At 71.5% G+C, this 23,554-nt stretch carries 20 protein-coding genes; 13 read left to right on the top strand and 7 right to left on the bottom strand.

Annotated features, from left to right (window positions below; translation table 11 throughout):
• Positions 1 to 285: 285 nt before the first annotated feature.
• Both mshA and ABZT03_RS02710 read left to right on the top strand, forming a co-directional pair.
• The gene (gene mshA / locus ABZT03_RS02715; protein WP_356032499.1) at positions 286 to 1,623 is read left to right on the top strand and encodes a D-inositol-3-phosphate glycosyltransferase; all 1,338 of its coding nucleotides are present in this window, start codon (positions 286 to 288) and stop codon (positions 1,621 to 1,623) included.
• On the top strand, positions 1,616 to 2,116 hold the full coding sequence (locus ABZT03_RS02710) for a YbjN domain-containing protein (protein WP_356032496.1): 501 nt from the start codon (positions 1,616 to 1,618) through the stop codon (positions 2,114 to 2,116). Before mshA ends, ABZT03_RS02710 begins: the two co-directional genes overlap by 8 nt.
• Positions 2,117 to 2,166: 50 nt before the next feature.
• Here the strand turns inward: ABZT03_RS02710 and ABZT03_RS02705 are convergent, their stop codons facing one another.
• Entirely contained in the window at positions 2,167 to 2,967 is an 801-nt protein-coding gene (locus ABZT03_RS02705; protein ID WP_356032493.1) for an AraC family transcriptional regulator, read from the bottom strand.
• Positions 2,968 to 3,016: 49 nt separating this feature from the next.
• Between ABZT03_RS02705 and ABZT03_RS02700 the strand changes: the two genes are divergently transcribed.
• The gene (locus ABZT03_RS02700; RefSeq protein ID WP_356032490.1) at positions 3,017 to 3,457 is read left to right on the top strand and encodes a DUF2000 domain-containing protein; all 441 of its coding nucleotides are present in this window, start codon (positions 3,017 to 3,019) and stop codon (positions 3,455 to 3,457) included.
• 27 nt (positions 3,458 to 3,484) lie between these two features.
• On the opposite strand, the gene ABZT03_RS02695 is transcribed toward ABZT03_RS02700, so the two are convergent.
• Complete coding sequence (locus ABZT03_RS02695) at positions 3,485 to 4,801, bottom strand: MFS transporter (protein ID WP_356032488.1); 1,317 nt, start codon at positions 4,799 to 4,801, stop codon at positions 3,485 to 3,487.
• Between the two features lie 161 nt (positions 4,802 to 4,962).
• Between ABZT03_RS02695 and ABZT03_RS02690 the strand changes: the two genes are divergently transcribed.
• From ABZT03_RS02690 to ABZT03_RS02680, 3 genes are all read left to right on the top strand, one after another.
• Entirely contained in the window at positions 4,963 to 5,724 is a 762-nt protein-coding gene (locus ABZT03_RS02690; RefSeq protein WP_356032485.1) for a phosphoglyceromutase, read from the top strand.
• 1,212 nt (positions 5,725 to 6,936) lie between these two features.
• Complete coding sequence (locus tag ABZT03_RS02685) at positions 6,937 to 9,783, top strand: SpoIIE family protein phosphatase (RefSeq protein ID WP_356032482.1); 2,847 nt, start codon at positions 6,937 to 6,939, stop codon at positions 9,781 to 9,783.
• 750 nt (positions 9,784 to 10,533) lie between these two features.
• A complete protein-coding gene (locus tag ABZT03_RS02680; RefSeq protein WP_356032480.1) occupies positions 10,534 to 11,274 on the top strand; it encodes a class I SAM-dependent methyltransferase in 741 nt (246 codons plus the stop codon).
• A 232-nt stretch (positions 11,275 to 11,506) separates the two neighbouring features.
• Here ABZT03_RS02680 and ABZT03_RS02675 read toward each other — a convergent pair whose 3' ends face one another.
• The 4 genes from ABZT03_RS02675 to phoU all read right to left on the bottom strand — a co-directional run bounded on the left by ABZT03_RS02675 (position 11,507) and on the right by phoU (position 15,084).
• Positions 11,507 to 12,703, bottom strand: a complete 1,197-nt coding sequence (locus tag ABZT03_RS02675; protein WP_356032477.1) for an FAD-dependent oxidoreductase — start codon at positions 12,701 to 12,703, stop codon at positions 11,507 to 11,509.
• Between the two features lie 101 nt (positions 12,704 to 12,804).
• Positions 12,805 to 13,749, bottom strand: coding sequence for an RNA polymerase sigma factor SigJ (sigJ, locus tag ABZT03_RS02670; RefSeq protein WP_356032474.1), 945 nt, complete (start codon positions 13,747 to 13,749; stop codon positions 12,805 to 12,807).
• A gap of 312 nt (positions 13,750 to 14,061) precedes the next feature.
• A complete protein-coding gene (locus tag ABZT03_RS02665; protein ID WP_356032471.1) occupies positions 14,062 to 14,220 on the bottom strand; it encodes a hypothetical protein in 159 nt (52 codons plus the stop codon).
• A 174-nt stretch (positions 14,221 to 14,394) separates the two neighbouring features.
• A complete protein-coding gene (phoU, locus tag ABZT03_RS02660) occupies positions 14,395 to 15,084 on the bottom strand; it encodes a phosphate signaling complex protein PhoU (RefSeq protein ID WP_356032468.1) in 690 nt (229 codons plus the stop codon).
• Between the two features lie 224 nt (positions 15,085 to 15,308).
• Between phoU and ABZT03_RS02655 the strand changes: the two genes are divergently transcribed.
• Positions 15,309 to 16,583 carry an ATP-binding protein gene (locus ABZT03_RS02655; RefSeq protein ID WP_356032466.1) on the top strand — a complete coding sequence of 425 codons (1,275 nt, stop codon included), beginning with the start codon at positions 15,309 to 15,311 and terminating at the stop codon, positions 16,581 to 16,583.
• Complete coding sequence (locus ABZT03_RS02650; RefSeq protein WP_015659563.1) at positions 16,580 to 17,260, top strand: response regulator transcription factor; 681 nt, start codon at positions 16,580 to 16,582, stop codon at positions 17,258 to 17,260. The genes ABZT03_RS02655 and ABZT03_RS02650 overlap by 4 nt, the downstream gene beginning before the upstream one ends.
• 129 nt (positions 17,261 to 17,389) lie before the next feature.
• Here the strand turns inward: ABZT03_RS02650 and ABZT03_RS02645 are convergent, their stop codons facing one another.
• Complete coding sequence (locus ABZT03_RS02645) at positions 17,390 to 18,031, bottom strand: DUF461 domain-containing protein (RefSeq protein ID WP_356032463.1); 642 nt, start codon at positions 18,029 to 18,031, stop codon at positions 17,390 to 17,392.
• A gap of 734 nt (positions 18,032 to 18,765) precedes the next feature.
• On the opposite strand from ABZT03_RS02645, the gene ABZT03_RS02640 reads away from it, so the two are divergent.
• From ABZT03_RS02640 to rlmB, 5 genes are all read left to right on the top strand, one after another.
• Complete coding sequence (locus ABZT03_RS02640; protein ID WP_003953493.1) at positions 18,766 to 19,248, top strand: CarD family transcriptional regulator; 483 nt, start codon at positions 18,766 to 18,768, stop codon at positions 19,246 to 19,248.
• A gap of 366 nt (positions 19,249 to 19,614) precedes the next feature.
• Positions 19,615 to 20,367: a 2-C-methyl-D-erythritol 4-phosphate cytidylyltransferase gene (gene ispD, locus ABZT03_RS02635; RefSeq protein ID WP_356032460.1), complete on the top strand. Its 753-nt coding sequence runs from the start codon at positions 19,615 to 19,617 to the stop codon at positions 20,365 to 20,367.
• Positions 20,357 to 20,854: a 2-C-methyl-D-erythritol 2,4-cyclodiphosphate synthase gene (ispF, locus tag ABZT03_RS02630; RefSeq protein ID WP_356032458.1), complete on the top strand. Its 498-nt coding sequence runs from the start codon at positions 20,357 to 20,359 to the stop codon at positions 20,852 to 20,854. The genes ispD and ispF overlap by 11 nt, the downstream gene beginning before the upstream one ends.
• A 118-nt stretch (positions 20,855 to 20,972) precedes the next feature.
• On the top strand, positions 20,973 to 22,373 hold the full coding sequence (gene cysS, locus ABZT03_RS02625; RefSeq protein ID WP_356032455.1) for a cysteine--tRNA ligase: 1,401 nt from the start codon (positions 20,973 to 20,975) through the stop codon (positions 22,371 to 22,373).
• Between the two features lie 123 nt (positions 22,374 to 22,496).
• Positions 22,497 to 23,438: a 23S rRNA (guanosine(2251)-2'-O)-methyltransferase RlmB gene (gene rlmB / locus ABZT03_RS02620; protein ID WP_356032453.1), complete on the top strand. Its 942-nt coding sequence runs from the start codon at positions 22,497 to 22,499 to the stop codon at positions 23,436 to 23,438.
• Positions 23,439 to 23,554: the final 116 nt, after the last annotated feature.

Raw genomic sequence — 23,554 nt, 5'->3', positions numbered from 1 at the left:
CGGCGCGGGCCGTGAATCGTCGGACGCGGGACGCGCGGACGGGATCCGAACCGCGACCTCGCGGGCACGAACGCGCGCGAGCGCATGCGCCCTGCCCGCGCGCGCCCGACCGGGCGGGGCCACGTCGACCCACGCAGGGAGCCCTCGAACGGTTGAGCGAGGTTCGGTAATGATTCGGCAAATACGGGGAGGCGGGAAATGGAGCGGCGTCCTCCGGTGTTGCAAGCCCCTGGGGGGTGCCCCACGCCCTCCGACAGGCATGTCCGCAGCAAGGAGGAACGCCACGTGAGCCAGTACGTCAGCAGGCTCGGGCGGCGCTCCCCGGCGGCACCGTCCCGGCTCAGGCTGCACCGCCGGCCTCGGCGGGTGGCCATGCTCTCCGTGCACACCTCGCCGCTCCACCAGCCGGGCACCGGTGACGCCGGCGGCATGAACGTCTACATCGTGGAACTCGCGCAGCGCCTCGCCGCGATCAACATCGAGGTCGAGATCTTCACCCGCGCGACCACCGGCGGCCTCGCGCCGACCGTCGACCTCGCCCCCGGCGTCCTGGTCCGCCACATCGACGCGGGCCCCTACGAGGGGCTGGCCAAGGAGGACCTCCCGGCCCAGCTGTGCGCCTTCACGCACGGGGTGATGCAGGCCTGGGCCGGCCACCGCCCCGGCTACTACGACCTGGTGCACTCCCACTACTGGCTCTCCGGTCACGTCGGCTGGCTAGCCGCCCAGCGCTGGGGCGTCCCCCTCGTGCACGCCATGCACACCATGGCGAAGGTCAAGAACGCCAACCTGGCCGACGGCGACACCCCCGAGCCCGCCGCCCGCGTCATCGGCGAGACGCAGATCGTCGCCGCCGCGGACCGCCTCATCGCCAACACCGCCGAAGAGGCCGACGAACTCGTCCGGCACTACGCCGCCGACCACGGCAAGGTCGCCGTCGTCCACCCGGGCGTGAACCTCGAACGCTTCCGCCCCGCCGACGGCCGCGCCGCTGCCCGCGCCCGCCTCGGCCTGCCCCAGGACGCGCTGATCCCGCTCTTCGCGGGCCGCATCCAGCCCCTCAAGGCCCCCGACGTCCTGCTGCGGGCGGTGGCGGTCCTCCTCGACGAGCGCCCCGACCTGCGCCCGAACCTCGTCGTCCCGGTGGTCGGCGGCCTCAGCGGCAGCGGCCTCGCGAAGCCCGAGGGGCTGCAGAAGCTCGCCTCGCGCCTGGGCGTCGCCGATGTCGTACGGTTCTGCCCGCCCGTCGGGCAGGAGCAGCTCGCGGACTGGTTCCGGGCGGCCTCCGTCCTGGTCATGCCGTCCTACAGCGAGTCCTTCGGCCTGGTCGCCATAGAGGCCCAGGCCGCCGGTACGCCGGTGCTGGCCGCCTCGGTCGGCGGCCTCCCGGTCGCCGTACGCGACGGGCAGACCGGTTTCCTGGTCCAGGGGCACCGCCCGGCCGACTACGCGCGCGTGCTGCGCGACTTCGCCGACGATCCCGCGCTGTCGCCCCGCATGGGCGCGGCCGCCGCGCGGCACGCCCAGTCCTTCGGCTGGGACACCGCCGCCGCGGCCACGGCCGACGTTTACACCGCCGCGACCCAGTCCCACCGGCGTCGCGTACGCTCCCACCATGGCTGATGCGAAGACGGCGGCCCAGGTCATCGAGGGCTTCCTGAAGGACGCCGAACTCGACTGGGAGAGCCCCGCTCCCGGCAACTACGTCGTGAAACTCCCCGGCACCCGCAAGCTGTCCACCACCGTCTCGCTCCTGGTCGGCAGACACTCGCTCTCCCTCAACGCCTTCGTGGTGCGCCACCCCGACGAGAACGAGCCGGGCGTCCACCGCTGGCTCCTGGAGCGCAACCTCAAGCTCTACGGCGTGAGTTACGCCGTCGACCCCCTCGGCGACGTCTACGTCACCGGCAAGCTGCCGCTGGGCTCGGTCACCGCGGAGGAGATCGACCGGCTCTTCGGCCAGGTGCTGGAGGCGGCCGACGGAAGCTTCAACACCCTTCTGGAGCTCGGTTTCGCCTCCGCGATCCGCAAGGAGTACGCGTGGCGCGTCTCGCGCGGTGAGTCGACCCGCAACCTGGAGGCGTTCGCCCACCTGACCCAGCGCCCGGCCGACTGATCACCGGCCTTCGTCAGCCGGTACGCCGGTGAGCGTCCGCGGAGTGGCGGTCACCCCGCCCCCGTCCGCGTGTACCGTCCCGGCGTCACCCCTACCAACTTCCTGAAGTGGCGGGTGAGATGGGACTGGTCGAAGAAACCGGTCGCCGTGGCCACCTCGCCCGGCGGACGGCCGTCGAGCAGCAGGCGCCGGGCCCGGTCGACCCGGCGGGACGTCAGGTACTGGTGCGGGGCGATGCCGTAGGCGCCGCTGAACGCCCGTACGAGATGCGCGGGATGGGCGTGCACGAGTCCCGCGGCCTCCTCCAGGCCGATCCCGTCCACGACGTGCTCGTCGAGCAGCTCCCGCAGCCGGCGGGCGAGCGCCGGGTCGGGGCGCGGGGTGCCCGCCCCCGTGGCCGGCCGCAGTACGGCGCGCAGCCGCTCGGCGATGAGCGTCAGCCGGCTCTCCGCCTCCAGCTCGTCACCGGGGTGCGTCATCGCGGTGTGCAGCCGGCCGACGCGCCGCCGCAGCACGGGGTCCCGCAGGTCGGGCGCGTCCACGGCGGCCCCGACGAGGTCGGTGCCGAGCCGGCTGTCGTCGAGGTACAGCACCCGCTTGCGGAAGCCGTGCGGGGTGGCGGGGGAACCGTTGTGCGGGACGTGCGGCGGCAACAGGGACACGGTGTCGTGCGGGGTGCCGTGCTCGTGCCGGTCGAGGTCGTACCGTACGGCGCCGTCGTCCACGATGAGCAGCGTCCACGCGTCGTGGACGTGCATCGGGTAGGCGTACTCGGTGAAATGGGCGTGGAACACCTCGACGACCCCCGGGATGCGGGGGCGCCACGCGGTGACCTCACGCTGAGCGGCCATGCAAAGAACGTACAAGACGGCGTCGGACCCCGGTCGGCAGTCTCAAGGCATGAACGCAGGCACACACCCCGAACCCATGATCCGCTTCGACACCAAGATCGCCGTCCTGCTGCGGGACGACCTGGAGACCTGGCAGCGTCTGAACGTCACCGCGTTCCTGGTGAGCGGCCTCGGCACGGAGGTCCCGGAGGTGATCGGCGAGCCGTACGAGGACGCAGGCGGAGTGCGGTACCTGCCCATGTTCCGCCAGCCGGTCCTGGTCTTCGAGGGCGACAAGGAGACGCTGAAGGCCGCGCACACGCGCGCGCTGTCCCGCGCGCTGCCCCGGGCCCTCTTCACGTCGGACCTGTTCGCCACGGGCAACGACCGTGACAACCGGGCGGCGGTGCGGGCCGTGGGCACGGCGGAACTCGACCTGGTGGGACTCGCGGTGCACGGCCCGAAGAACGCGGTGGACAAGGTCCTGAAGGGCGCGCGGATGCATCCGTGAGGGGACCGGGGCGCGGGCCCGCCGTGCTCAGGGAGCGGCGGGAGCGGGGTGACCGTCGGCCGGGGCCGGGGCGGGGACCGGTGCGTGTACCGGTGGCGGTGCCGGTGCGGTCGCCGCCGTCCTCACGGCCGGCGTTGTGGGCACCTCGTCCGGCAGCCGTCGCATCAGGAAGCCGTATCCGACGGCCGCGGCGGTGCCGACCAGCGCGCACAGCCCCCACAGCCAGTCCGCGCCGAACCGGTCGATGACGAACCCGGACATGAGGGGGGCCACCAGGCCCGCGACGGACCAGGACAGGGTGTAGACGCCCTGGTAGCGGCCGCGCCCGTGGACGGGGGAGAGGCGGACGACGAGACCCGTCTGCGTGGGCGCGTTGACGATCTCGGCCAGTGTCCACACGCACACTGTGAGGGCGAAGACGCCGACGGACCCGGCGAGCGCGGTGAGCCCGAAGCCGTAGCCGGCGAGCAGGGACGAGACGACCAGCAGCCGTCTGGGATCCCGGTGTTCGATGAGACGGGTGACCGGGATCTGCAGCACGACGATCAGGACACCGTTAACGCCGATCGCCATGCCGTAGTCGGCGGGGGTGAAGCCGGCCTCGCCCATGGCGACCGGCAGCCCGACGGCGCCCTGCTGGAAGACCAGGGCGACCAGGAAGCACAGTCCGACGACGCTCATGAAACGCCCGTCGCGCAGCACGGTGCCGAGTCCGACGCCGGTCACGGCCTCCTTGCCCACCGGTACGGCGGGCCGCGACTCGGGCAGCTTCAGGAAGACCACGACCGCGCACAGGGCCGTCATCCCCGCCTCGACGAGGAACCCGGCGCGGTAGCTGTACTCGGCGACGAAGCCCGCGCCCATGGAGGAGACGGCGAACCCGAGGTTGATGGCCCAGTAGTTCAGCGAGAAGGCACGGACGCGGTCCTCGGGGCGCACGATGTCGGCCATCATCGCCTGCACGGCCGGCCGCGAGGCGTTGGACGTCATGCCGACAAGGAAGGCGACACCGGCGATGGCGACCGGGTCGTGCACGAAGCCGAGCAGCGCGACGGACGCGGCCGTCGACGCCTGGGCGACGAGCAGGGTGGGCCGCCGCCCCAGCCGGTCCGCGAGCACCCCGGCGACGAGCGAGGAGACGACCCCGCCGAGCCCGTGCAGCGAGGCGACGAGACCGGCGTACGAGGCGGAGTAGCCGCGGTCCAGGGTCAGATACAGCGCCATGAAGGTGGCGACGAACGCGCCGAGCCGGTTCACCAGGGTGCTGATCCACAGCCACCAGAACGCCCGGGGAAGACCGGAGACACTCTCGCGGGCGGCACGTCTCAGGGCGGCGACGGACATGACGGATCCCCCACGGATGTCAGCGATGTAAGCGGCTCAGGCGGTAGGCACACATTACGAAGGGGGCGTCGGGGCAGGCCACCCGATTAACAGATCCCGTCAACCGTCCGTCCCTCGAGCGGACGCGCAGGCGGTCGAAGCCTTCCATTACGCTCATACGCATGGCCGACGCACCGTACAAGCTGATCCTCCTCCGCCACGGCGAGAGCGAATGGAACGCGAAGAACCTGTTCACCGGCTGGGTGGACGTCAACCTCAACGAGAAGGGCGAGAAGGAGGCAGTCCGCGGCGGTGAGCTGCTCAAGGACGCCGGCCTGCTCCCCGACGTGGTCCACACCTCGCTCCAGAAGCGCGCCATCCGCACCGCGCAGCTCGCCCTGGAGTCCGCCGACCGCCACTGGATCCCGGTCCACCGCAGCTGGCGCCTCAACGAACGCCACTACGGCGCCCTCCAGGGCAAGGACAAGGCGCAGACCCTCGCGGAGTTCGGCGAGGAGCAGTTCATGCTCTGGCGCCGCTCCTACGACACCCCGCCGCCGCCCATCGAGGACGGCTCGGAGTTCTCCCAGTCGGACGACCCGCGCTACGCGACCATCCCCCCGGAGCTCCGCCCCCGCACGGAGTGCCTGAAGGACGTCGTCATCCGGATGCTCCCGTACTGGTACGACGGCATCGTCCCCGACCTCCTCACCGGCCGCACGGTCCTGGTCGCGGCCCACGGCAACAGCCTCCGCGCCCTCGTCAAGCACCTCGACGGCGTCTCCGACACCGACATCGCGGGCCTGAACATCCCCACCGGCATCCCCCTCGCCTACGAACTGGACGCCGACTTCAAGCCCCTCACCCCGGGCGGCACCTACCTCGACCCGGACGCGGCAGCGGCAGCGATCGAGGCGGTCAAGAACCAGGGCAAGAAGAAGTAAGCAGAGCCGAACAAGCCCCCTACCTGCGGTTTCTTCGCGGCTAGGGGGCTCGTTGCTGCGCTGGGGCCGTCGCTGGGCCGTGGCGCTTAGATACGGGTGATCGTCATGCGAACCGAAACGACGAGCGCCACCAGGGCGGCGACTGCTACGTCAGTGTCGGCCCGAACGCCCAGCCAAGCGCCGCAATCATGGCTGGAGAACCCGAGCTTCCCAAGCTGAGAGCGCGAGTTCGATTCTCGTCACCCGCTCCATGATGAAACCCCCAGGTCGATGACCCGGGGGTTCTTTGTTGTCCAGACCGGTGGGCGGGGCGCGCACCACAACCGCACCATAAGGCGGAGCTACGCGCCCGTGGGTTCCTCGTTGTGGTGCGCGGCGTTGCCCTTGTGGTGCTTCTCCCGCTCGGCGCGGACAAGGTCATCCAGCTCGGAGGCGACCTCGCGTTGCCGCTCCTCGTCGGGTGCTGATGATGGATCAGCGCGGCTCTCCCTTGCCGGCCTGGTCGTAGGTGTATGTCTCGGTCCAGCCGCGGGCGTGCCCGTCTGTGACGCGGCACATCGTGTCCAGCTCGAAACGGCGGGTGCCCGCGGTGAGCTCACGGATCTCTGTCAGACAGCCGTCGCCGCGGTAGGCATGGACGCGGTGCTGAATCAGGTTCTGCGCATCGGCCGAACCTGCGGTGAGGGACCGGCGGTCAGGCGGCCGACCTCATCCCAGGTCTGGGTCAGCAGAACATCGGGACCGAGACGACGCTCCGTCTCGTGTCCGGCAGCATCATGGTGAAGGCCCGGGCGCCCGCCTCCGACCGAAGCTTCGAGGGCCGCCCCAACGCGTCGTACGTCCACGGCGAGACCAGTCCGGATGGAGTCGCGCGGCGAACACAGCGGCCCATGGGGTCGCAGGCGTAAGCCGTGACGCGGTCGTTGACCGTTTCGCCGAAAGAGCGCCCGAGAGCGTCTTCCTGCACTTCCGGCGTGCTTTACGGACAGTCGTGCCGAGGCCCCTGCGGTCGGTCGTCGTCTCACCGGTCCCGACCTGCACCGGGTCTTTGACCGAACTGCCGGCCGACCGGCCCCTGACCGACACCGACTCCCGCCGGGCTGGGCATGCCCTCCGGGGCAAGGAGAGCCGCCGCCCGGCGCCGCCAGGTGCGCACCACGCGAGATGGGGAGCCGCACCGCCACTTCCGTCCGTCGGTGCGACGATATAAAAGTGTACGAAACATCGGAAACCACTCCGCTGCGATCGGCACTGCAGCAGACGGTGACCTCCGTCGACGCCCTGGTCGGCATGGTGTACCTCTTCGACAGGCCCGGCGGCAGCCTGCGTCTGCAACCAGCGCTGACCTGCGGAAATCCGGAGGGTCTCCACCTCGGTGAGGAGCAGGTCAAAGCCGAGACGGCGGCGGCGACCGCTCGGGCGATCCGTGAGCGCACGGTGGTGTGGCTGCCGGCATCTCCCAGCCTGACGTCGGCTTCACTCGCCGGCGTGGCGGCCGTTCCGCTGTGCCGCGACGACGGCACGCTCGGCGCGCTGTCCGTCGTGATCACCCGGCCAGGGCCACCCACCGCCGCGGAGCGAAGCCTTCTCGAAGTGGCCGCACGGTGGATCGCCGACCTGCTGGGGGCCGGCGCCGCTGACCGGCACGCGGCAGCCCCCCTCCAGGCAGCACGGGAAGCCGTGCGGATCGGCGCGTGGGACTGGAACATCCGCACCGGCGACATCGTCTGGGACGAGGAGATGCCGCTCGTGCTCGGCATACCCCCGGACTACTTCGACGGGCGGATCGAGACCTGGCGGGGACTGATCCATCCCGAAGATCTGCCGGCTGTGGTGACCAAGGCGGAGCAGTCGCTGCGCAAGGACGGGGAATACGGCGTAAAACACCGGGTGCTCCGCCCCGACGGCACCGTCGGATGGGTGGAGGCCAGGGGCAGGGTCATCGACGGGGACGACGGCCGTGCGGCCCGTATGGTCGGCCGTCTGTGGGAGACCACCGAGACGCGAGCCGCCATGGACTCGGTCGGCCGGGCCCTGCAGCACATGAGCGACGGCTTCCTCGCCGTCGACTCCGACGGGCGGATCATGTACGTCAACGAGCGGGCCCAGAAGCTCCTCGGTCCCTCGGACGACCTCACCGGCCGCGCGCTGTGGGAACTGCCGACGGTCGCCGTGCCCACCCTCGAATCACGGTGCCGCAGCGCGATGGCGGACCGCGTCGCCACCGGTCTCGACGTACGGTCGCCGACCGACCGGCGCTCGTACCACCTGCGGATCATCCCGGTGCCCGACGGGCTGACGGTCTATCTGACCGATGTCACCGAGAAGCGCGAGATGCAGGCCCGACGCGCCGCCGAGGAGCGGGCAGCCGCCGAGCGCACCGCCCGTATCGGGGACCTGACGAGGACACTCGCCGAGGCGCTCACCGTGCAGGACGTGATCGACGCCGTGGCTGAGCGGTTGCTGCCGCTCGTCGGGGCCACGGGGCTGATCGTGCACGCCGCCAGCCCCGGCGGCGGACGGACGCTCCAGTCGGTCGGCTACCCCCGCTCGTACATCGACCGGCTCCCCGAACGGCCCGAAAGCAACCCTCTCGACCAGGTGCTCGGCGACGGTGTGCCGCGGTTCATCGACTCACCGCAGGAAATGGAGGCCCGCTATCCGGGGCTTGCCTCCTTCGCGGCCCTCGGCGGAAAGCGGGCCTGGGCCTTCCTCCCACTGACGGTCTCCGGGCGCGTCGTGGGCGGCTGCATCATCTCCTTCGAACGGCCGCGCCGCCTCGCGGACACCGAGCGCGGACTGCTGATCGCGCTGAGCGGACTGATCGCGCAGACCCTCGAGCGCGCTCGGCTGTACGACGCCGAGCATCACCGCGCACAGGAGTTGCAGCGCGGTCTGCTGCCACGAGCACTGCCCTTGCTGCCCGCCGTCACGGTCGCCGCCCGTTACCTCCCCGCCAGCGAGGGCACGCTCGGCGGCGACTGGTACGACGTCATCCCGCTTTCCGGCGACCGCGTCGCGCTGGTGATCGGAGACGTCATGGGTCACGGCCTGTCCGAGGCCGCCACCATGGGGCGGCTGCGTACCGCGGTACACACCCTCGCCGGCCTCGAGTTGCCTCCCGACGAGCTGGTCTCGCACCTCAACGACCTGGTCAGCGATCTCGGCGACGACTTCTACGCCACCTGCCTGTACGCCTTGTACGACCCGGCCACCGGTAGTTGCACCGTCGCCAGCGCGGGGCACCCGCCGCCGGCCGTGGTCAGCCCCGACGGCACGGTCCGCCTCCTCGATCTGGCGGCCGACCCGCCCCTCGGGGCTGCCACACCCCCCTTCGAGACCACCGAGCTGGTGCTGCCCGAGGGGAGTCTCCTGGTGCTCTACACCGACGGGCTCGTCGAGTCCGCCCGCCGCGACATGGACACCGGCATCGCGCACCTGACAACCCTCCTCGCCACCACCGCGGGCGCCACTGCGCTCCCGGCCCCCGCGACCGGACCGGGGGCACGGCCGGACGGGCAGGAGCAGACGGAGGAGGCCCACCGCCTGGACCGGCTGTGCGCCTCGCTCACCGCGGCCCTGCTGCCGGAGGGCGAGCAGACCGGCGACGACGCGGCCGTACTCGTCGCCCGGGCCCACGCTCTGGGCCCCGAAGACGTGGCGGTCTGGACGCTCCCGGAAGATCCGATCGCGGCCGGCCAGGCCCGTTCCCATATCCGTCGCCGACTCGCCGAATGGCAGCTCGACGAGCTGGCGATGACGACGGAACTGCTCGCCAGCGAGCTGGTGGGCAACGTCGTACGCCATGCCAGAGGTCCCCTGCAACTGCGCCTGATCCGCAGCCGCAGCCTCATCTGCGAGGTCTCCGACGGAAGCCCTACCACCCCGCGCATCCGCCGCGCCCGGGAAACCGACGAAGGCGGGCGCGGACTGCAACTGGTCGCCATGCTCAGCCAGCGCTGGGGCGTGCGCTACACATCCGACGGCAAGTGCATATGGACCGAGCAACCGCTGCCGGGGCCCCTGCCTGCGTACACCACGGCCCAGGCACAGGCATGACCACGTGGAGGCACGCCGACGCCCCTCCGCGTCGGACCCGGCCCCAGAGCCCGTTCGCCCGCGTTCTCTGCCCGCCGTCCTTCGAAACCGTGCCCACAGCGTGCCCGTAAGCGCGGACAACCGCGGTCAACAGCGGTGCGATCCGACCGGCACGCTACCCCGCAGGGACGGCATCTGCACAGGTCCGCGTGACAACGCCCCTTCAAGCGCCGCAGCTTCCCAAGCTGATGGCTCAGCACCGTCATAGCGGCCCGGCCGTCGTGGCTCTCTCTGGTCGACGGCAAGGGCAGCGTGGCCAAGGCCGGTGGGGGTGTAGCGAGGCATACGCGTGCGTGGTCGGTCGGCGCACCCGGCATCGTGGCTGGCTGTCGCCAGCTGAGGTTCAGACGGGGCGCATCGAGGGTGCCGGCCGTCAAGTGAGTGTGGCGTAGCTGGGCCGTCCCTGGGCCGTCCGACGTCGCTCGACAGTGGCCAATGACGACCAACAACGACCACTAGGCGCACGAGTCCCCCGCCCCTGAGCAGCGAAAACGCAGGTCACCAAGATCCCCGGCAAGACCCAGGGCAAGAAGAAGTAAGTTTGGTGATCATGCCTCCCACCTGCGCATTCGGCGCGGGCGGGAGGCGTTTTCATGCGCGGGAACCCCTCTGGGACCTCAGCCCCCTGGTGTTGGGGCCGGAGTGCCCGAGGTACTCCGCGAGACCCTGATCGTGTTGACCGCCCCCGGCGGGCAGTGCTGGAGTCGGCACGTGGACAGCATCCCCGCCAACCGGCGGCTCTGGAACCAGATCAGCAGCGCCTACCAGCACAAGCACGACCCGCAAATCGGCGCCACACCCCGGCTGTGGGGCATGTACTCCGTCCCCGACGCGCACCTGCACGCCCTGGGCGATGTCACCGGCAAGCGCGTCCTCGAACTCGGCTGCGGCGCCGGCCAGTGGTCCAGGGCGCTCGCCGCCGAGGGCGCCACCGTGGTCGGGTTCGACCTGTCCGAAACTCAACTCGCCGCAGCGGCCCGCGCGATGGGAGCGGCCCGCTACCCGCTGGTGCAAGGCGCCGCCGAACAACTCCCCTTCGCCGCCGAGAGCTTCGACCTGGTGTTCTGCGACTTCGGTGGGCTCAGCTGGGCGCCCCCGCACCTGGCCGTCCCGCAGGCCGCACGCGTCCTGGGCCGAGGCGGGCGCCTGGTGTTCAACGTCGCCAGCCCATGGTTCGAAGCCTGCTACGACGAAGCCGCCAGCCGTGTGACCACGACGCTGCAGCAGGACTACTTCGGGCTGAGCACCATCGCCGAAGGCGACGGCGCGACCAGCTATCAGCTCACCTACGGCGACTGGGTCAAGGTCCTGCGCGGCGCGGGTCTCATCATCGACGACCTCATCGAGCCGCGGCCCGAACTCGGAACACCCAACGGCTACAACGAAACCGACCCACCCGACTGGGCACACCGCTGGCCGGCGGAACTGCTCTGGGTGACCCACAAACCGTAGGTTCCGCCGGGCCGAGACGTGAAGGCATCCCGTCGCCGGACAGGCCCCAGGTAGGCAGAGGGCCGACGCGGATTCGCGGGATGCGCCCGTCGTGCACCGCCGACTCGTAGGTGACGTGGCGCGTACCTGTACGCCCGCGAGCGTCCCGGACTCGTCCCCACAAGGCCGACGGAGGGCGGCGGCGAGGCATACCGGGCGCCCTCGCCGAGAGGGCGCCCCGGGTGGTGGGTGGTCAGGCGGGCGCCTCGCTGCGCGAGTTCGTCGCGGGGACGTCCCGGGTGACCCGGCGGCGGGTTGTCGGGAGGCCGAGGGTGGGGTTGGTGACGCCCCAGGCCGCGCCCTTGCAGACCAGTTCCTTGTAGAGGGCGGCGAGCCGGCCGGTCAGGGCCGCGCGGACGGGGCGGTCGTCGGCGGTGACGTACTGGATCAGGCCCTCCTTGCGGCCGAGCGAGATGCACTGGTTGTAGTAGCGGAGTGTCACGTTCGGGAGTTTCCCGCCCGTCAGACGGGCCGCGATCGCGTCGGCGGCCTGCCACGCCGAGGGGGTGCCCGAGGCGCAGGACATCCGCAGCGGCTCGCCGGTGGAGCCCATGGCCAGGGCCGCGTCGCCGATGGCGTACACCTGCGGGTGCGAGACCGAGCGCATGGTGGAGTCGACCACGATCTGTCCGGTGCCGCCGACCTCCAGGGTGGTGGCCGCGGCGATCGGGTGGACGGTGAAGCCCGCGGTCCACACGGTGACCGCGGCAGGGACGGAACGGCCGTCCGCGAGGGTGACCCGGTCGGCCTCCACGCCGGTGACGGCGGCGTGCTCGTGCACGGTGATGCCGAGCCGGTCGACGACCTTCCGCAGGTGGCCGCGGCCCTTGGGGGAGAGCCCGTCGCCGAGACCGCCCCGAGCGGCGAGCGCGACCGCGAGGTCCGGGTGGGCCTCGGCGATCTCGGTCGCGGCCTCCAGCCCGGTGAGGCCGCCGCCGACCACGACCACGGCCTCTCCGCCGTCCAGGCCGGCCAGGCGCTCGCGCAGCCGGAGTGCTCCGGGGCGGGAGGCGATCTCGTGGGCGTGCTCGGTGGCGCCGGGGACGCCCTGGCCGTTCCAGCCGCTGCCGAGGGCGTACACGAGGGTGTCGTACCCCAGTTCCTCCGTGCCGCGCGCGCCGGTGATCGTGACGGTCCCGCGGTCCACGTCGACGCCGGTGACCCTGGCGACCGTCACGTCGACGCCGGTGCCCGCGAACATCTCGGCCAGCGGCCGGGGCGTGAGGTCCTGGCCGGTCGCCAGCTGGTGCATGCGGACGCGCTCGACGAAGTCGGGTTCGGCGTTGACGAGGGTGAGGGCGACATCCTCGGGGCGCAGCCGCCTGGCGAGGCGTCCGGCGGCGATGGCTCCGGCGTATCCGGCTCCGAGGACGACGATGCGGTGCTGCATGTTCCTGCTCCTGTCGTGGGCGGATGTGCCCCTTGAACCGGGCGGCCCGCCGTTTCCTGACAGCGCCCGGTGTGAAGCACCTCACACCGCCGCCGTACGGGTCAGAAGACGGTCAGAAGCGGTTCGCCGTGCCCGGTGGACGTCCAGCGCCGGGTCGCCCGTTCGAGCTTGTCGGGGTTGACCTGGCTGCGGAACGCGGCGATGCCGTCGGCGGTGACCTCCACGCAGATGACGCCGATGACCCGGCCGTCGAGGACGGCCACGAGGGCGGGGCCGCCGTTGGCGGTCGTGGCGTAGACCGCGGGCGACCCGCCGACCAGCGCCCGTTTGGCCTTGCCCGGCTTGAACAGGCCCCGCATGAAGGTCGCGACCGCGAGGGCGCCCTCGAACGCCTTGGCGCGGGCCGGCACCTTGCCGCCGCCGTCGCCGACCGCGACGGCGTCCTCGGTGAGCAGCCGGACCAGCGGCTCGGTCCTCCCGCTCGCGGCGGCCGCGAGGAACTCGTCGAGGATCCGCCGGGCGGCGGCCGCGTCGACCTCGCTGCGCGCCCTGCCGTCCGCGACGTGCTTCCTGGCGCGGTGCAGGATCTGCTGGCCGGCGGCCTCGGTGATGTCGAGGATCTCGGCGATCTCCCGGTGCGGGTAGCCGAAAGCCTCCCGCAGCACGTACACCGCGCGCTCGTTGGGGGAGAGCCGCTCCAGCAGCGCGAGGACGGCGTACGAGACGGATTCGCGCTGTTCGGCGGTGTCGGCCGGGCCGAGCATGGGGTCCCCGGTGAGCAGCGGCTCGGGCAGCCACTCGCCCACATAGGTCTCGCGCCGCGCACGGGCCGAGGTGAGCTGGTTGAGGCACAGGTTGGTGAGGACCTTCGTCAGCCATGCCTCGGGGACCTGGATGTGGCCGATGTCGGCGGCCTGCCAGCGCAGGAACGTCTCCTGTACGGCGTCCTCGGCCTCGCTCGCCGAGCCGAGGAGACGGTAGGCGATGGCCTCCAGGCGGCGCCGGGACGCCTCGAACCGGTCCACATCGTCCACGGTCAGCGCCATGCCCCGGATCCTAACTCCGGCGCGGCGCCCGGGCCCACGCCGCACACCGGCCGGCCCGTGCCCCGCACGTGCTCCCACCTCACACCGGCCGGCGCCAACCGCCGCCCACCTCCACGGCCCCCGCCGAGCACGCCCCCGCCGAGCACAAAGGGCCCCGGCGCTTCCCGCACCGAAGCCCTTCGCCGCCGTAACAAATCCCGTACGGCACCGACGCCGGTGATGCCCGGCGCCGGCGTTGGCACAGACGCCGCTGATGCCCGGCAACGACACCGGCACCGACGCCGTACGTCCGCTACGGTTTCGCGGATCTCCTCACCCGCACTGGCAGGGGTTGCCGGACTGGCAGCCGCAGCCGCAGCCCGAGCCGCAGCCGCACGCGCCGAAGAGCGGGAGGCTTGTGATCTCGGTGGGCTGATCGGTCCGGCGTTCCTGCGTGGGGTCGGGCGCGGGGGTGCTGGGGGATTCGGCCATGGGTCCCTCCTGGAGGCTGGTGCCTGTGCCCATTGGACGCCCGTCCGGCCGGGCGCATCAACGGCGCACGGTGGCTTGCGCGAGGGCGGAGCGGGTCCGTGTCACCCCGCTCCGCCACTCCCACCTCACTCGCCGCGCCCGGCACAGGCCCGGCCGCCGATCACCCCGTGAGGGTCAGGCCCCCTCGACCCCGGCGACGGCCTGGATGTCCTGCTGGACGGCGTCCGCGTGCTCGCCCGTCACCAGGAACACCACGCGCTTGGCCACCGAGACGGCGTGGTCGGCGAAGCGCTCGTAGTAGCGGCCCAGCAGGGTCACGTCGACGGCCGTCTCGATGCCGTGCTTCCACTTGTCGTCCAGCAGGTGCTGGAAGAGCGTGCGGTGCAGCAGGTCCATCTCGTCGTCGTCCTGCTCCAGCTGGAGGGCCAGGTCGACGTCCTTGGTGATGATGACCTCGGCCGCCTTCGCCATCAGGCGCTGGGCGAGCTGGCCCATCTCCAGGATGGTCGCGTGCAGGTCGTGCGGGATGGCCCGCTCGGGGAAGCGCAGCCGGGCCAGCTTGGCGACGTGCTGGGCGAGGTCGCCCGAGCGCTCCAGGTCGGCCGACATGCGCAGGGAGGTGACGACGATCCTCAGGTCCGTCGCCACCGGCTGCTGGCGCGCCAGCAGGGCTATCGCCCGGGCCTCCAGGTCGTGCTGAAGCTCGTCGACCTTCTTGTCGGCCTCGATGACGCTTTCGGCCAGCTTCAGGTCGGAGTCGAGGATGGCCGTCGTGGCGCGCCCGATCGCCGAGCCGACCAGCCGGGCCATGTCCACCAGTCCGTCGCCGATCGAATCCAGTTCCTCGTGGTACGCGTCCCGCATCTGGGTTCCCTCTCCTACGTGATCTTCGGGGGCTCCGGGGGCCGGGGTTCCGGCTGAAAACCGGCGGTGCGATCCCCACGTTCCCACGTTCGGGCCTGTACGCGTCGGTTTCCGGCATCCCAAATGAACCACCTCTGGCTCCTAGGTGAACTCTGGGCGACGAGTGTTCGAGGTCGCACTCGGATGGCTGTGGCCAGGACGGATCCCATGCCTAACCTGGGCGCATGGACGTGAACGCGGCGGTCGCCGCAGCGGCAGCGATCGCCGGGGTGCTCACCGGTGTCATCGCCATGCTGGCGTTCCGCTGGAGCGAACGCGACCAGAAGCGGCCGACCAGGACTTCGCTGCACACGGACCCGGTGCTTCCGCCGGGCGTGGACACGGTCCTGTCCGTGCTCCGCTCCTCGGCCGTGGTCCTCGACGAGGCGGACGCCGTGGTCAAGGCCAGCTCGGCGGCGTACGCCCTCGGACTGGTCCGCGGCGGCAAGCTCTCCGTGGAGCCCATGCTGCTGATGGCCAGGGACACCCGGCGCGACGGGGAGATACGCCAGGTCGAGCTGGACCTGCCGCGGCGCGGCACCGGCCGCGGCGAGGCACTGGCCGTGTCCGCCAGAGTGGCTCCGCTCGGTTCCCGGCTCGTCCTCCTGCTCGTCGAGGACCTCACCGAGGCCCGGCGGATCGAGGCGGTGCGGCGCGACTTCGTCGCCAACGTCAGCCACGAGCTCAAGACCCCCGTCGGGGCGCTGTCCCTGCTGTCGGAGGCCGTCATGGACGCGGCCGACGAACCGGACGCGGTGCAGCGCTTCGCCGGCCGCATGCAGATCGAGGCGACCCGGCTCACCAACCTGGTGCAGGAGCTGATCGACCTCTCGCGGGTCCAGAACGACGACCCGCTGGAGGACGCCGAACCCGTCCGCGTGGACGAACTCGTCGCCGAGGCCGTCGACCGCTGCCGGCACCAGGCCGGCACCAAGCAGATCACCATGGCCGCCGGCGGCACCGCGGACCTGCGCGTCTGGGGGAACAGGGGTCAGCTCGCCGCCGCCCTGGGCAACCTGGTGGAGAACGCGGTCAACTACTCGCCCGCGCGGACGAGGGTCGGCATAGCCGCCCGCAGGTTGACCGCACCGGGTGGTGACATGATCGAAGTCGCCGTGACCGACCAGGGCATCGGCATCACAGAGAAGGACAAGGAGCGCATCTTCGAGCGCTTCTACCGCGTCGACCCGGCCCGCTCCCGTGCCACGGGTGGTACGGGCCTCGGGCTGGCGATCGTCAAGCACGTGGCCGCCTCGCACGGCGGGGAGGTCACGGTGTGGAGCGCTGAGGGTCAGGGCTCCACGTTCACCCTGCGGCTGCCGGAGGCGGGTGCGGCCCGAGACCGCGCCCAGCAGCACCCCGCCCACGACGGACTCGACGACGAGCCCGGGCGGTCCTCTTCCCCACACCCCCACACGCCCCCGTACGAACCGCTTCCCGCCCCGGAGGTCCTTCCGTGACCCGAGTGCTTGTCGTCGAGGACGAGGAGTCCTTCTCCGACGCCCTGTCGTACATGCTCCGCAAGGAGGGCTTCGAGGTCGCCGTGGCGACCACCGGGCCCGACGGACTGGACGAGTTCGAGCGCAACGGCGCCGACCTCGTCCTGCTCGACCTGATGCTGCCCGGCCTGCCGGGCACGGAGGTGTGCCGCCAGCTGCGCGGCCGCTCCAACGTTCCGGTGATCATGGTCACCGCCAAGGACAGTGAGATCGACAAGGTCGTCGGTCTGGAGATAGGAGCCGACGACTACGTCACCAAGCCGTTCTCCTCGCGCGAGCTGGTCGCCCGGATCCGGGCCGTCCTGCGCCGTCGCGGCGAGCCGGAGGAGGTCACGCCGGCCGCGCTGGAGGCGGGCCCGGTTCGGATGGACGTCGACCGCCACGTGGTCACGGTCTCCGGCTCCAAGGTCGACCTGCCGCTCAAGGAGTTCGACCTCCTGGAGATGCTGCTCCGCAACGCCGGCCGGGTCCTGACGCGCATGCAGCTCATCGACCGGGTGTGGGGCGCCGACTACGTGGGCGACACCAAGACCCTCGACGTCCACGTCAAGCGGCTGCGGGCCAAGATCGAGCCGGACCCTGGCGCGCCGCGGTACCTGGTGACGGTCCGCGGCCTCGGCTACAAGTTCGAGCCGTAGACCGGCCCGTCCCCGCGGCCTGACGGCGAAGGGACGTGACGGTGGACACGGCGGAAGGGCGGGACCTCGTGAGGAGGTCCCGCCCTTCCGCCGTGTCCGTGCTGCCGGGCGGTGCTGCCCTACGACCGCTCAGTTGCCGGTGGCCGACGCGCTCGCGGACGCCGAGTCCGACGGGCTGGGCGACCCGGAGGCCGAGGCGTCGCCCGACGGCTTGCCGGAGGAGCTCGCCTTCGGCGACGAGCTGTCCGGGGCCGAGGGGACGGTCGTCGGACCCCAGGTGGAGAAGTAGGAGTCGGCGGGGACCACGAAGGCACGCAGGCTCACGTCACCGGTCTTGCTGAAGGTGAAGGTGACCTTCTGCGCGTTGCCGTCCCGGACGCCCTCACCGGGGTCGGTGAGCGCGGCGGAGGCGTTGCCCGCGCCACCGAGGATGACGTGTCCGCCGGCCGGGATGGTCAGCTTGCCCTTGCCCTTGGCGGGCAGGAGCTTCGCGCTGCCGTCGCCGGCCACGGTGACCTCGTCCAGGGTCTGGGCGGTGGAGCCGTTGTTGTAGAGGGTGGCGGAGACCACGGCCGGACCCGGGGACTGGGTGACGGGCTGGGTGATGACAAGAGCGTTCTGGATCTTGATGTCACCGACCGCCGTCTCCGCGTTGTCCGGCTTGACCTCCAGGGTCTGCGCGTTGTTGCCGGCCGCGCACGCGGAGAGCGCGGCGAGCGAGAACGCGGTGGCGGCGGCGGCGAGGGCGCCGCGTCGAAGGCTGCTGCTCACGGCGGCGGCAACTCCTTGACTTGAGCGGGGCGGCCGTAAAGCCGCGCTAAGTGACTGTCAGCGGCCTTAGGTTACCGAGCCGTTCCCGCCGTGCCGCACCCGACCCTCCCCGCGGGCCTGTCTTTCCGGTCGGCCGGGGTGCGCGGCGTGCGGCGCACGTGCCCACAAGTGCTCCGGAGGAGCTTTGACCGGGCACTCGTCCGCCATTCACATAAGAGCTCAGGCATACCGCTCGCACCGGACCGGTGATTTTCCGTGGAGGAATGCGCGGCCGTAGCGGGAATTGATCACCGACTGCCGAGTCCGATGTTCCCGGTCGCGTTCCGCCGGGCGTTCCGGCGCCTTCCGACGGGTGTTCCACCGTGTGTTCTGCGGACCTTCCGCGACGCATCCGCCGGGCGTTCCCCGGATGTTCCGCCGGCCGACGTGATCAATTCCGGATTCGTCGCGTACCCGCCGCGCACACCGAACGGAGTAGCGGAAGTCGCACGCCTGCAACCGGACATTTGGGGATGTTCGTTCCCTTGGAAGGGCCTCCCGGCGTGTGTGACGTACGGGTTTCGCCTCCCCCGGACAGTGGCTCCGACCTGCGAATACCTTCCTCCGCTCGGCTCGCGCAGCACGTTCCTGTTGCTGTTGTCAAGCCCCGAGATATGCCCTGACCTGCGAAAACGCCATTCAGAACCCGCCGTTTCCGTGTTACTCTGGATAGCCACGGAAGGGGTACCTGTCACATGACGTTCAAGGTTGGCGACACCGTGGTCTATCCCCATCACGGGGCCGCGCTGATCGAGGCTATCGAAACTCGCCAGATCAAAGGCGTGGACAAGACCTACTTGGTGCTGAAGGTCGCGCAGGGTGACCTGACGGTGCGTGTGCCAGCGGACAATGCGGAGTTCGTGGGCGTGCGTGATGTGGTCGGTCAGGACGGACTGGACCGGGTCTTCGAGGTGCTGCGCGCACCGTACGCCGAGGAGCCCACGAACTGGTCGCGTCGCTACAAGGCAAACCTGGAGAAGCTCGCCTCCGGCGATGTCATCAAGGTCGCGGAAGTCGTGCGTGACCTGTGGCGTCGTGAGCGCGAGCGCGGACTCTCCGCAGGTGAGAAGCGCATGCTCGCCAAGGCCCGCCAGATCCTGGTGAGTGAGCTCGCTCTCGCGGAGAACACGAACGAGGACAAGGCGGAGGCCCTGCTCGACGAGGTTCTCGCGTCCTGAACTGACGCCGGCAGCCAGCCCGCTCAGCCCAGCGCACAGTAAATGCCGCGGTGCCCGATGACGTAGTTACTGTCGCCGGGCGCTGCGGCATGTTCATGCCCTGACATCGACCGCACCGACGCCGACCGGCCTGACGCCAACTGCCCGGACGGTGAGGCGACGCCGGCCACCTGTGACACGTCACCGTGATCCCGGAAGCCGTACCCCCGAGGTCCCCGCGCACGACGCGGGGCCCCCGATACTTGGTGTGCCGGGCCGGGCCGCCGCCTGGACCGGGGTCACGGAAGGGTCCGGTCAGGGCGTCGCGCCCGGCACTCCTCCTGGCCATACCCACGTAGGTTCGGCACACAAACCTGACAGGAACCGATGTCTGACGTCTCGCGCCCTTCACCCGCCGGGGCTCGTACCGCCGCCGTGATTCCGGCCGCCGGCCGGGGCGTACGCCTTGGTCCGGGAGCTCCCAAAGCGCTCCGCGCGCTGAACGGGACGCCCATGCTCATCCACGCGGTGCGCGCCATGGCCGCCTCCCGTGCCGTCTCCCTGGTCGTCGTCGTGGCCCCGCCCGAGGGCGCCGCCGAGGTCAGGTCCCTGCTGGACACGCACGCCCTGCCCGACCGGACCGACTTCCTGGTCGTCCCCGGCGGCGACACCCGCCAGGAGTCGGTGAGGCTCGGCCTGGACGCCGTGCCGCCCGGCCACGACATCGTGCTCGTGCACGACGCGGCCCGGCCGCTGGTGCCGGTGGACACGGTGGACGCCGTGATCGAGGCCGTCCGCGACGGCGCCCCCGCCGTGGTGCCGGCGCTGCCGCTCGCGGACACCGTCAAGCAGGTCGAACCGGCGGCGGTGCCGGGCGAGCCGGAGCCCGTCGTCGCGACGCCGGAGCGGGCGCGGCTGCGGGCGGTGCAGACCCCGCAGGGCTTCGACCGGGCGACGCTGGTCCGGGCGCACGAGACGGTCGGCGACGACGTCACCGACGACGCCAGCATGGTCGAACAACTGGGCCTGAAGGTCGTCGTGGTGCCCGGCCACGAGGAGGCCTTCAAGGTCACCCGCCCGCTGGACCTGCTGCTCGCGGAGGCGGTCCTGGCGCGCCGGAGGCTCAACGATGGCTTCTGACGGCTTCCCGGCGCTGCCCCAGGTCGGCATCGGCACCGACATCCACGCCTTCGAGGAGGGCCGCGAACTGTGGTGCGCGGGCCTCCGCTGGGAGGGCGAGGGCACCGGGCTGGCCGGCCACTCCGACGCGGACGTCGTCGCGCACGCCGCCTGCAACGCGCTGTTCTCGGCGGCCGGACTGGGGGACCTGGGACAGCACTTCGGCACCGGACGCCCCGAGTGGTCCGGCGCGTCCGGCGTGACCCTGCTGACCGAGGCGGCCCGGATCGTGCGGGCGGCCGGGTTCCGGATCGGCAACGTCGCGGTGCAGGTCGTCGGCCCCCGGCCGAAGATCGGCAAGCGCCGGGAGGAGGCCCAGGCGATCCTCACGGCGGCGGCGGGCGCGCCCGTCTCGGTGTCCGGGGCGACCACGGACGGGCTCGGCTTCCCCGGCCGCGGCGAGGGGCTGATGGCGGTGGCCACGGCACTGGTCGTGCGGACGGGCTGACGGACCCGCGGGCCGGCCGGAGGGCGGTGGCCCGTGGTGAGGACGCGCCCTCGGACGCCCGTGCCCGACTTCACCCCAACCGTCTGAGGCATGGCCCCGCGCCCACTACCCTGGAGGGGTGACTATTCGCCTGTACGACACCAGTGCCCGGCAGATTCGTGACTTCGCCCCGCTCAAGCCGGGTTGTGTCTCGATCTACCTCTGTGGCGCCACCGTGCAGGCGGCCCCGCACATCGGGCACATCCGGTCGGGGCTGAACTTCGACATCATGCGCCGCTGGTTCGAGTACCGCGGCTACGACGTCACCTTCGTCCGCAACGTCACCGACATCGACGACAAGATCATCACCAAGGCCGCCGAGCAGGGCCGGCCCTGGTGGTCGATCGGGTACGAGAACGAGCGCGCCTTCAACGACGGGTACGCGGCCCTCGGCTGCCTCCCCCCGGCGTACGAGCCGCGCGCCACCGGCCACGTGCCCGAGATGATCGAGATGATGCAGGGCCTCATCGAGCGCGGTCACGCCTACGCGGTCGACGGCAACGTCTACTTCGACGTGCGCTCCTTCCCCGGCTACCTCCAGCTGTCCCGGCAGGAGCTGGACAACCTGCTCCAGCCGTCGGGTGACGGGGAGACGGGCAAGCGCGACCCGCGCGACTTCGCCATGTGGAAGTCCGCCAAGCCGGGCGAGCCCACCTGGGCCACCCCGTGGGGCCGAGGGCGCCCGGGCTGGCACCTGGAGTGCTCCGCGATGGCGCACAAGTACCTGGGCACCGCCTTCGACATCCACGGCGGCGGCCTCGACCTGATCTTCCCGCACCACGAGAACGAGATCGCCCAGGCCAAGGCGTTCGGCGACGACTTCGCCCAGTACTGGGTGCACAACGCCTGGGTCACCATGGCCGGCGACAAGATGTCCAAGTCGCTGGGCAACTCGGTCCTGGTGAGCGAGATGGTCACCCGCTGGCGGCCCATCGTGCTGCGCTACTACCTCGGCACCCCGCACTACCGCTCGATGATCGAGTACAGCGAGGAGTCGCTGCGCGAGGCCGAGTCGGCGTTCGCGCGGATCGAGGGCTTCGTGCAGCGGGTGGTGGAGAAGGCCGGGGGCGCCGTCGAACCCGCCGCCGAGGTGCCGCCCGCGTTCGCCGAGGCGATGGACGACGACCTGGGCGTGCCGCAGGCGCTGGCCATCGTGCACACCGCCGTCCGGCAGGGCAACAGCGCGCTGGCCGCCGACGACAAGGAGGCCGCCGTCGCCCGCCTCGCCGAGGTCCGGGCCATGCTCGGCGTCCTCGGCCTCGACCCCCTCGACCCGCACTGGGCCGGCGGGGCCGACCGCGGAGACGATCTGCACGGCGTCGTCGACAGCCTCGTACGGCTCGTGCTCGACCAGCGCGAGGCGGCCCGCACCCGCAAGGACTGGGGCACCGCGGACGCCATCCGCGACCAGCTCAACCAGTCGGGGCTGACCATCGAGGACGGCCCCCAGGGGGCGCGCTGGAGCCTCGGCCCGCGCTGAGTCCACAGGGGCTCAGGTGATCGATTGTGCCGTCCGGGGCTCCGGGCGGCACACTTCATAGACGTACGCAATCAGTGCGGCCTCCCCGGAGGCGTCCGCACGCCTTACACAGACAGGTAGGTCATGGCCGCTAACAACCGCCGCATGTCCGGCAAGAAGGGCGCGCAGGTCGGCAGTGGCGGCCAGCGGCGCCGGGGCCTCGAGGGCAAGGGCCCCACCCCGCCGGCCGAGGCGCGCAAGGGCCACAAGAAGAACCGCGTCGCCAACGCCAAGGCGAAGCAGACCGTCCGCCGTCCCGCGCCGCGCGGCCGCGGCGGCAAGGGCACGTCGGAGATGGTCGTCGGCCGCAACTCCGTCGTCGAGGCGCTGCGTGAGGGCGTGCCCGCCTCCATGCTGTACGTCCAGCAGTTCGTCGACAACGACGAGCGCGTGCGCGAGGCGCTCCAGCTCGCGGCCGAGCGCGGTGGCATCCACCTCATGGAGGCGCCGCGCCCCGAGCTGGACCGGATGACCAACGGGCTCAACCACCAGGGGCTCGTGCTCCAGGTCCCGCCGTACGAGTACGCGCACCCCGAGGACCTCGCCAACGCCGCCTACGACCACGGCCAGGACCCGCTCATCGTCGCCCTCGACGGGGTCACCGACCCGCGCAACCTGGGTGCCGTCGTGCGGTCCGTCGCGGCCTTCGGCGGCCACGGCGTCGTCGTGCCCGAGCGGCGCGCGGCCGGGATGACCGCGGGTGCGTGGAAGACGTCCGCCGGCGCCGCCGCCCGTACGCCCGTCGCCCGCGCCACCAACCTGACGCGCGCCCTGGAGGCGTACAAGAAGGCGGGCATCGTGGTCGTCGGTCTCGCCGCGGACGGCGAGAAGGAGGTCGGCGAGCTGGCGGCCCTGGACGGACCGGTCGTCATCGTCGTCGGCAGCGAGGGCAAGGGCCTGTCCCGGCTGGTCGGGGAGACCTGCGACCACCGGGTGCGGATCCCGATGCCGGGCGGCGGCGAGTCGCTCAACGCCGGTGTCGCGGCGGGTGTCGTGCTGTACGAGGCGGCCCGCCGACGGGCCTGAACACCCGTTCGGCGCTCCACCCGTACGGGTCTGTCGGGGCGTTCAGGACGAGCTTGACGCGGTCCGGACACATCCGGCGGGTCAAAGCAGTGTCCTATCCACACGTCACTCGGTTA

Source organism: Streptomyces sp. NPDC005574 (genome assembly GCF_040605435.1).
Taxonomy (GTDB): domain Bacteria; phylum Actinomycetota; class Actinomycetes; order Streptomycetales; family Streptomycetaceae; genus Streptomyces.
The sequence above is the reverse complement of the archived record's forward strand: the minus strand, read 5'-3'. Positions and strand labels throughout refer to the sequence as shown.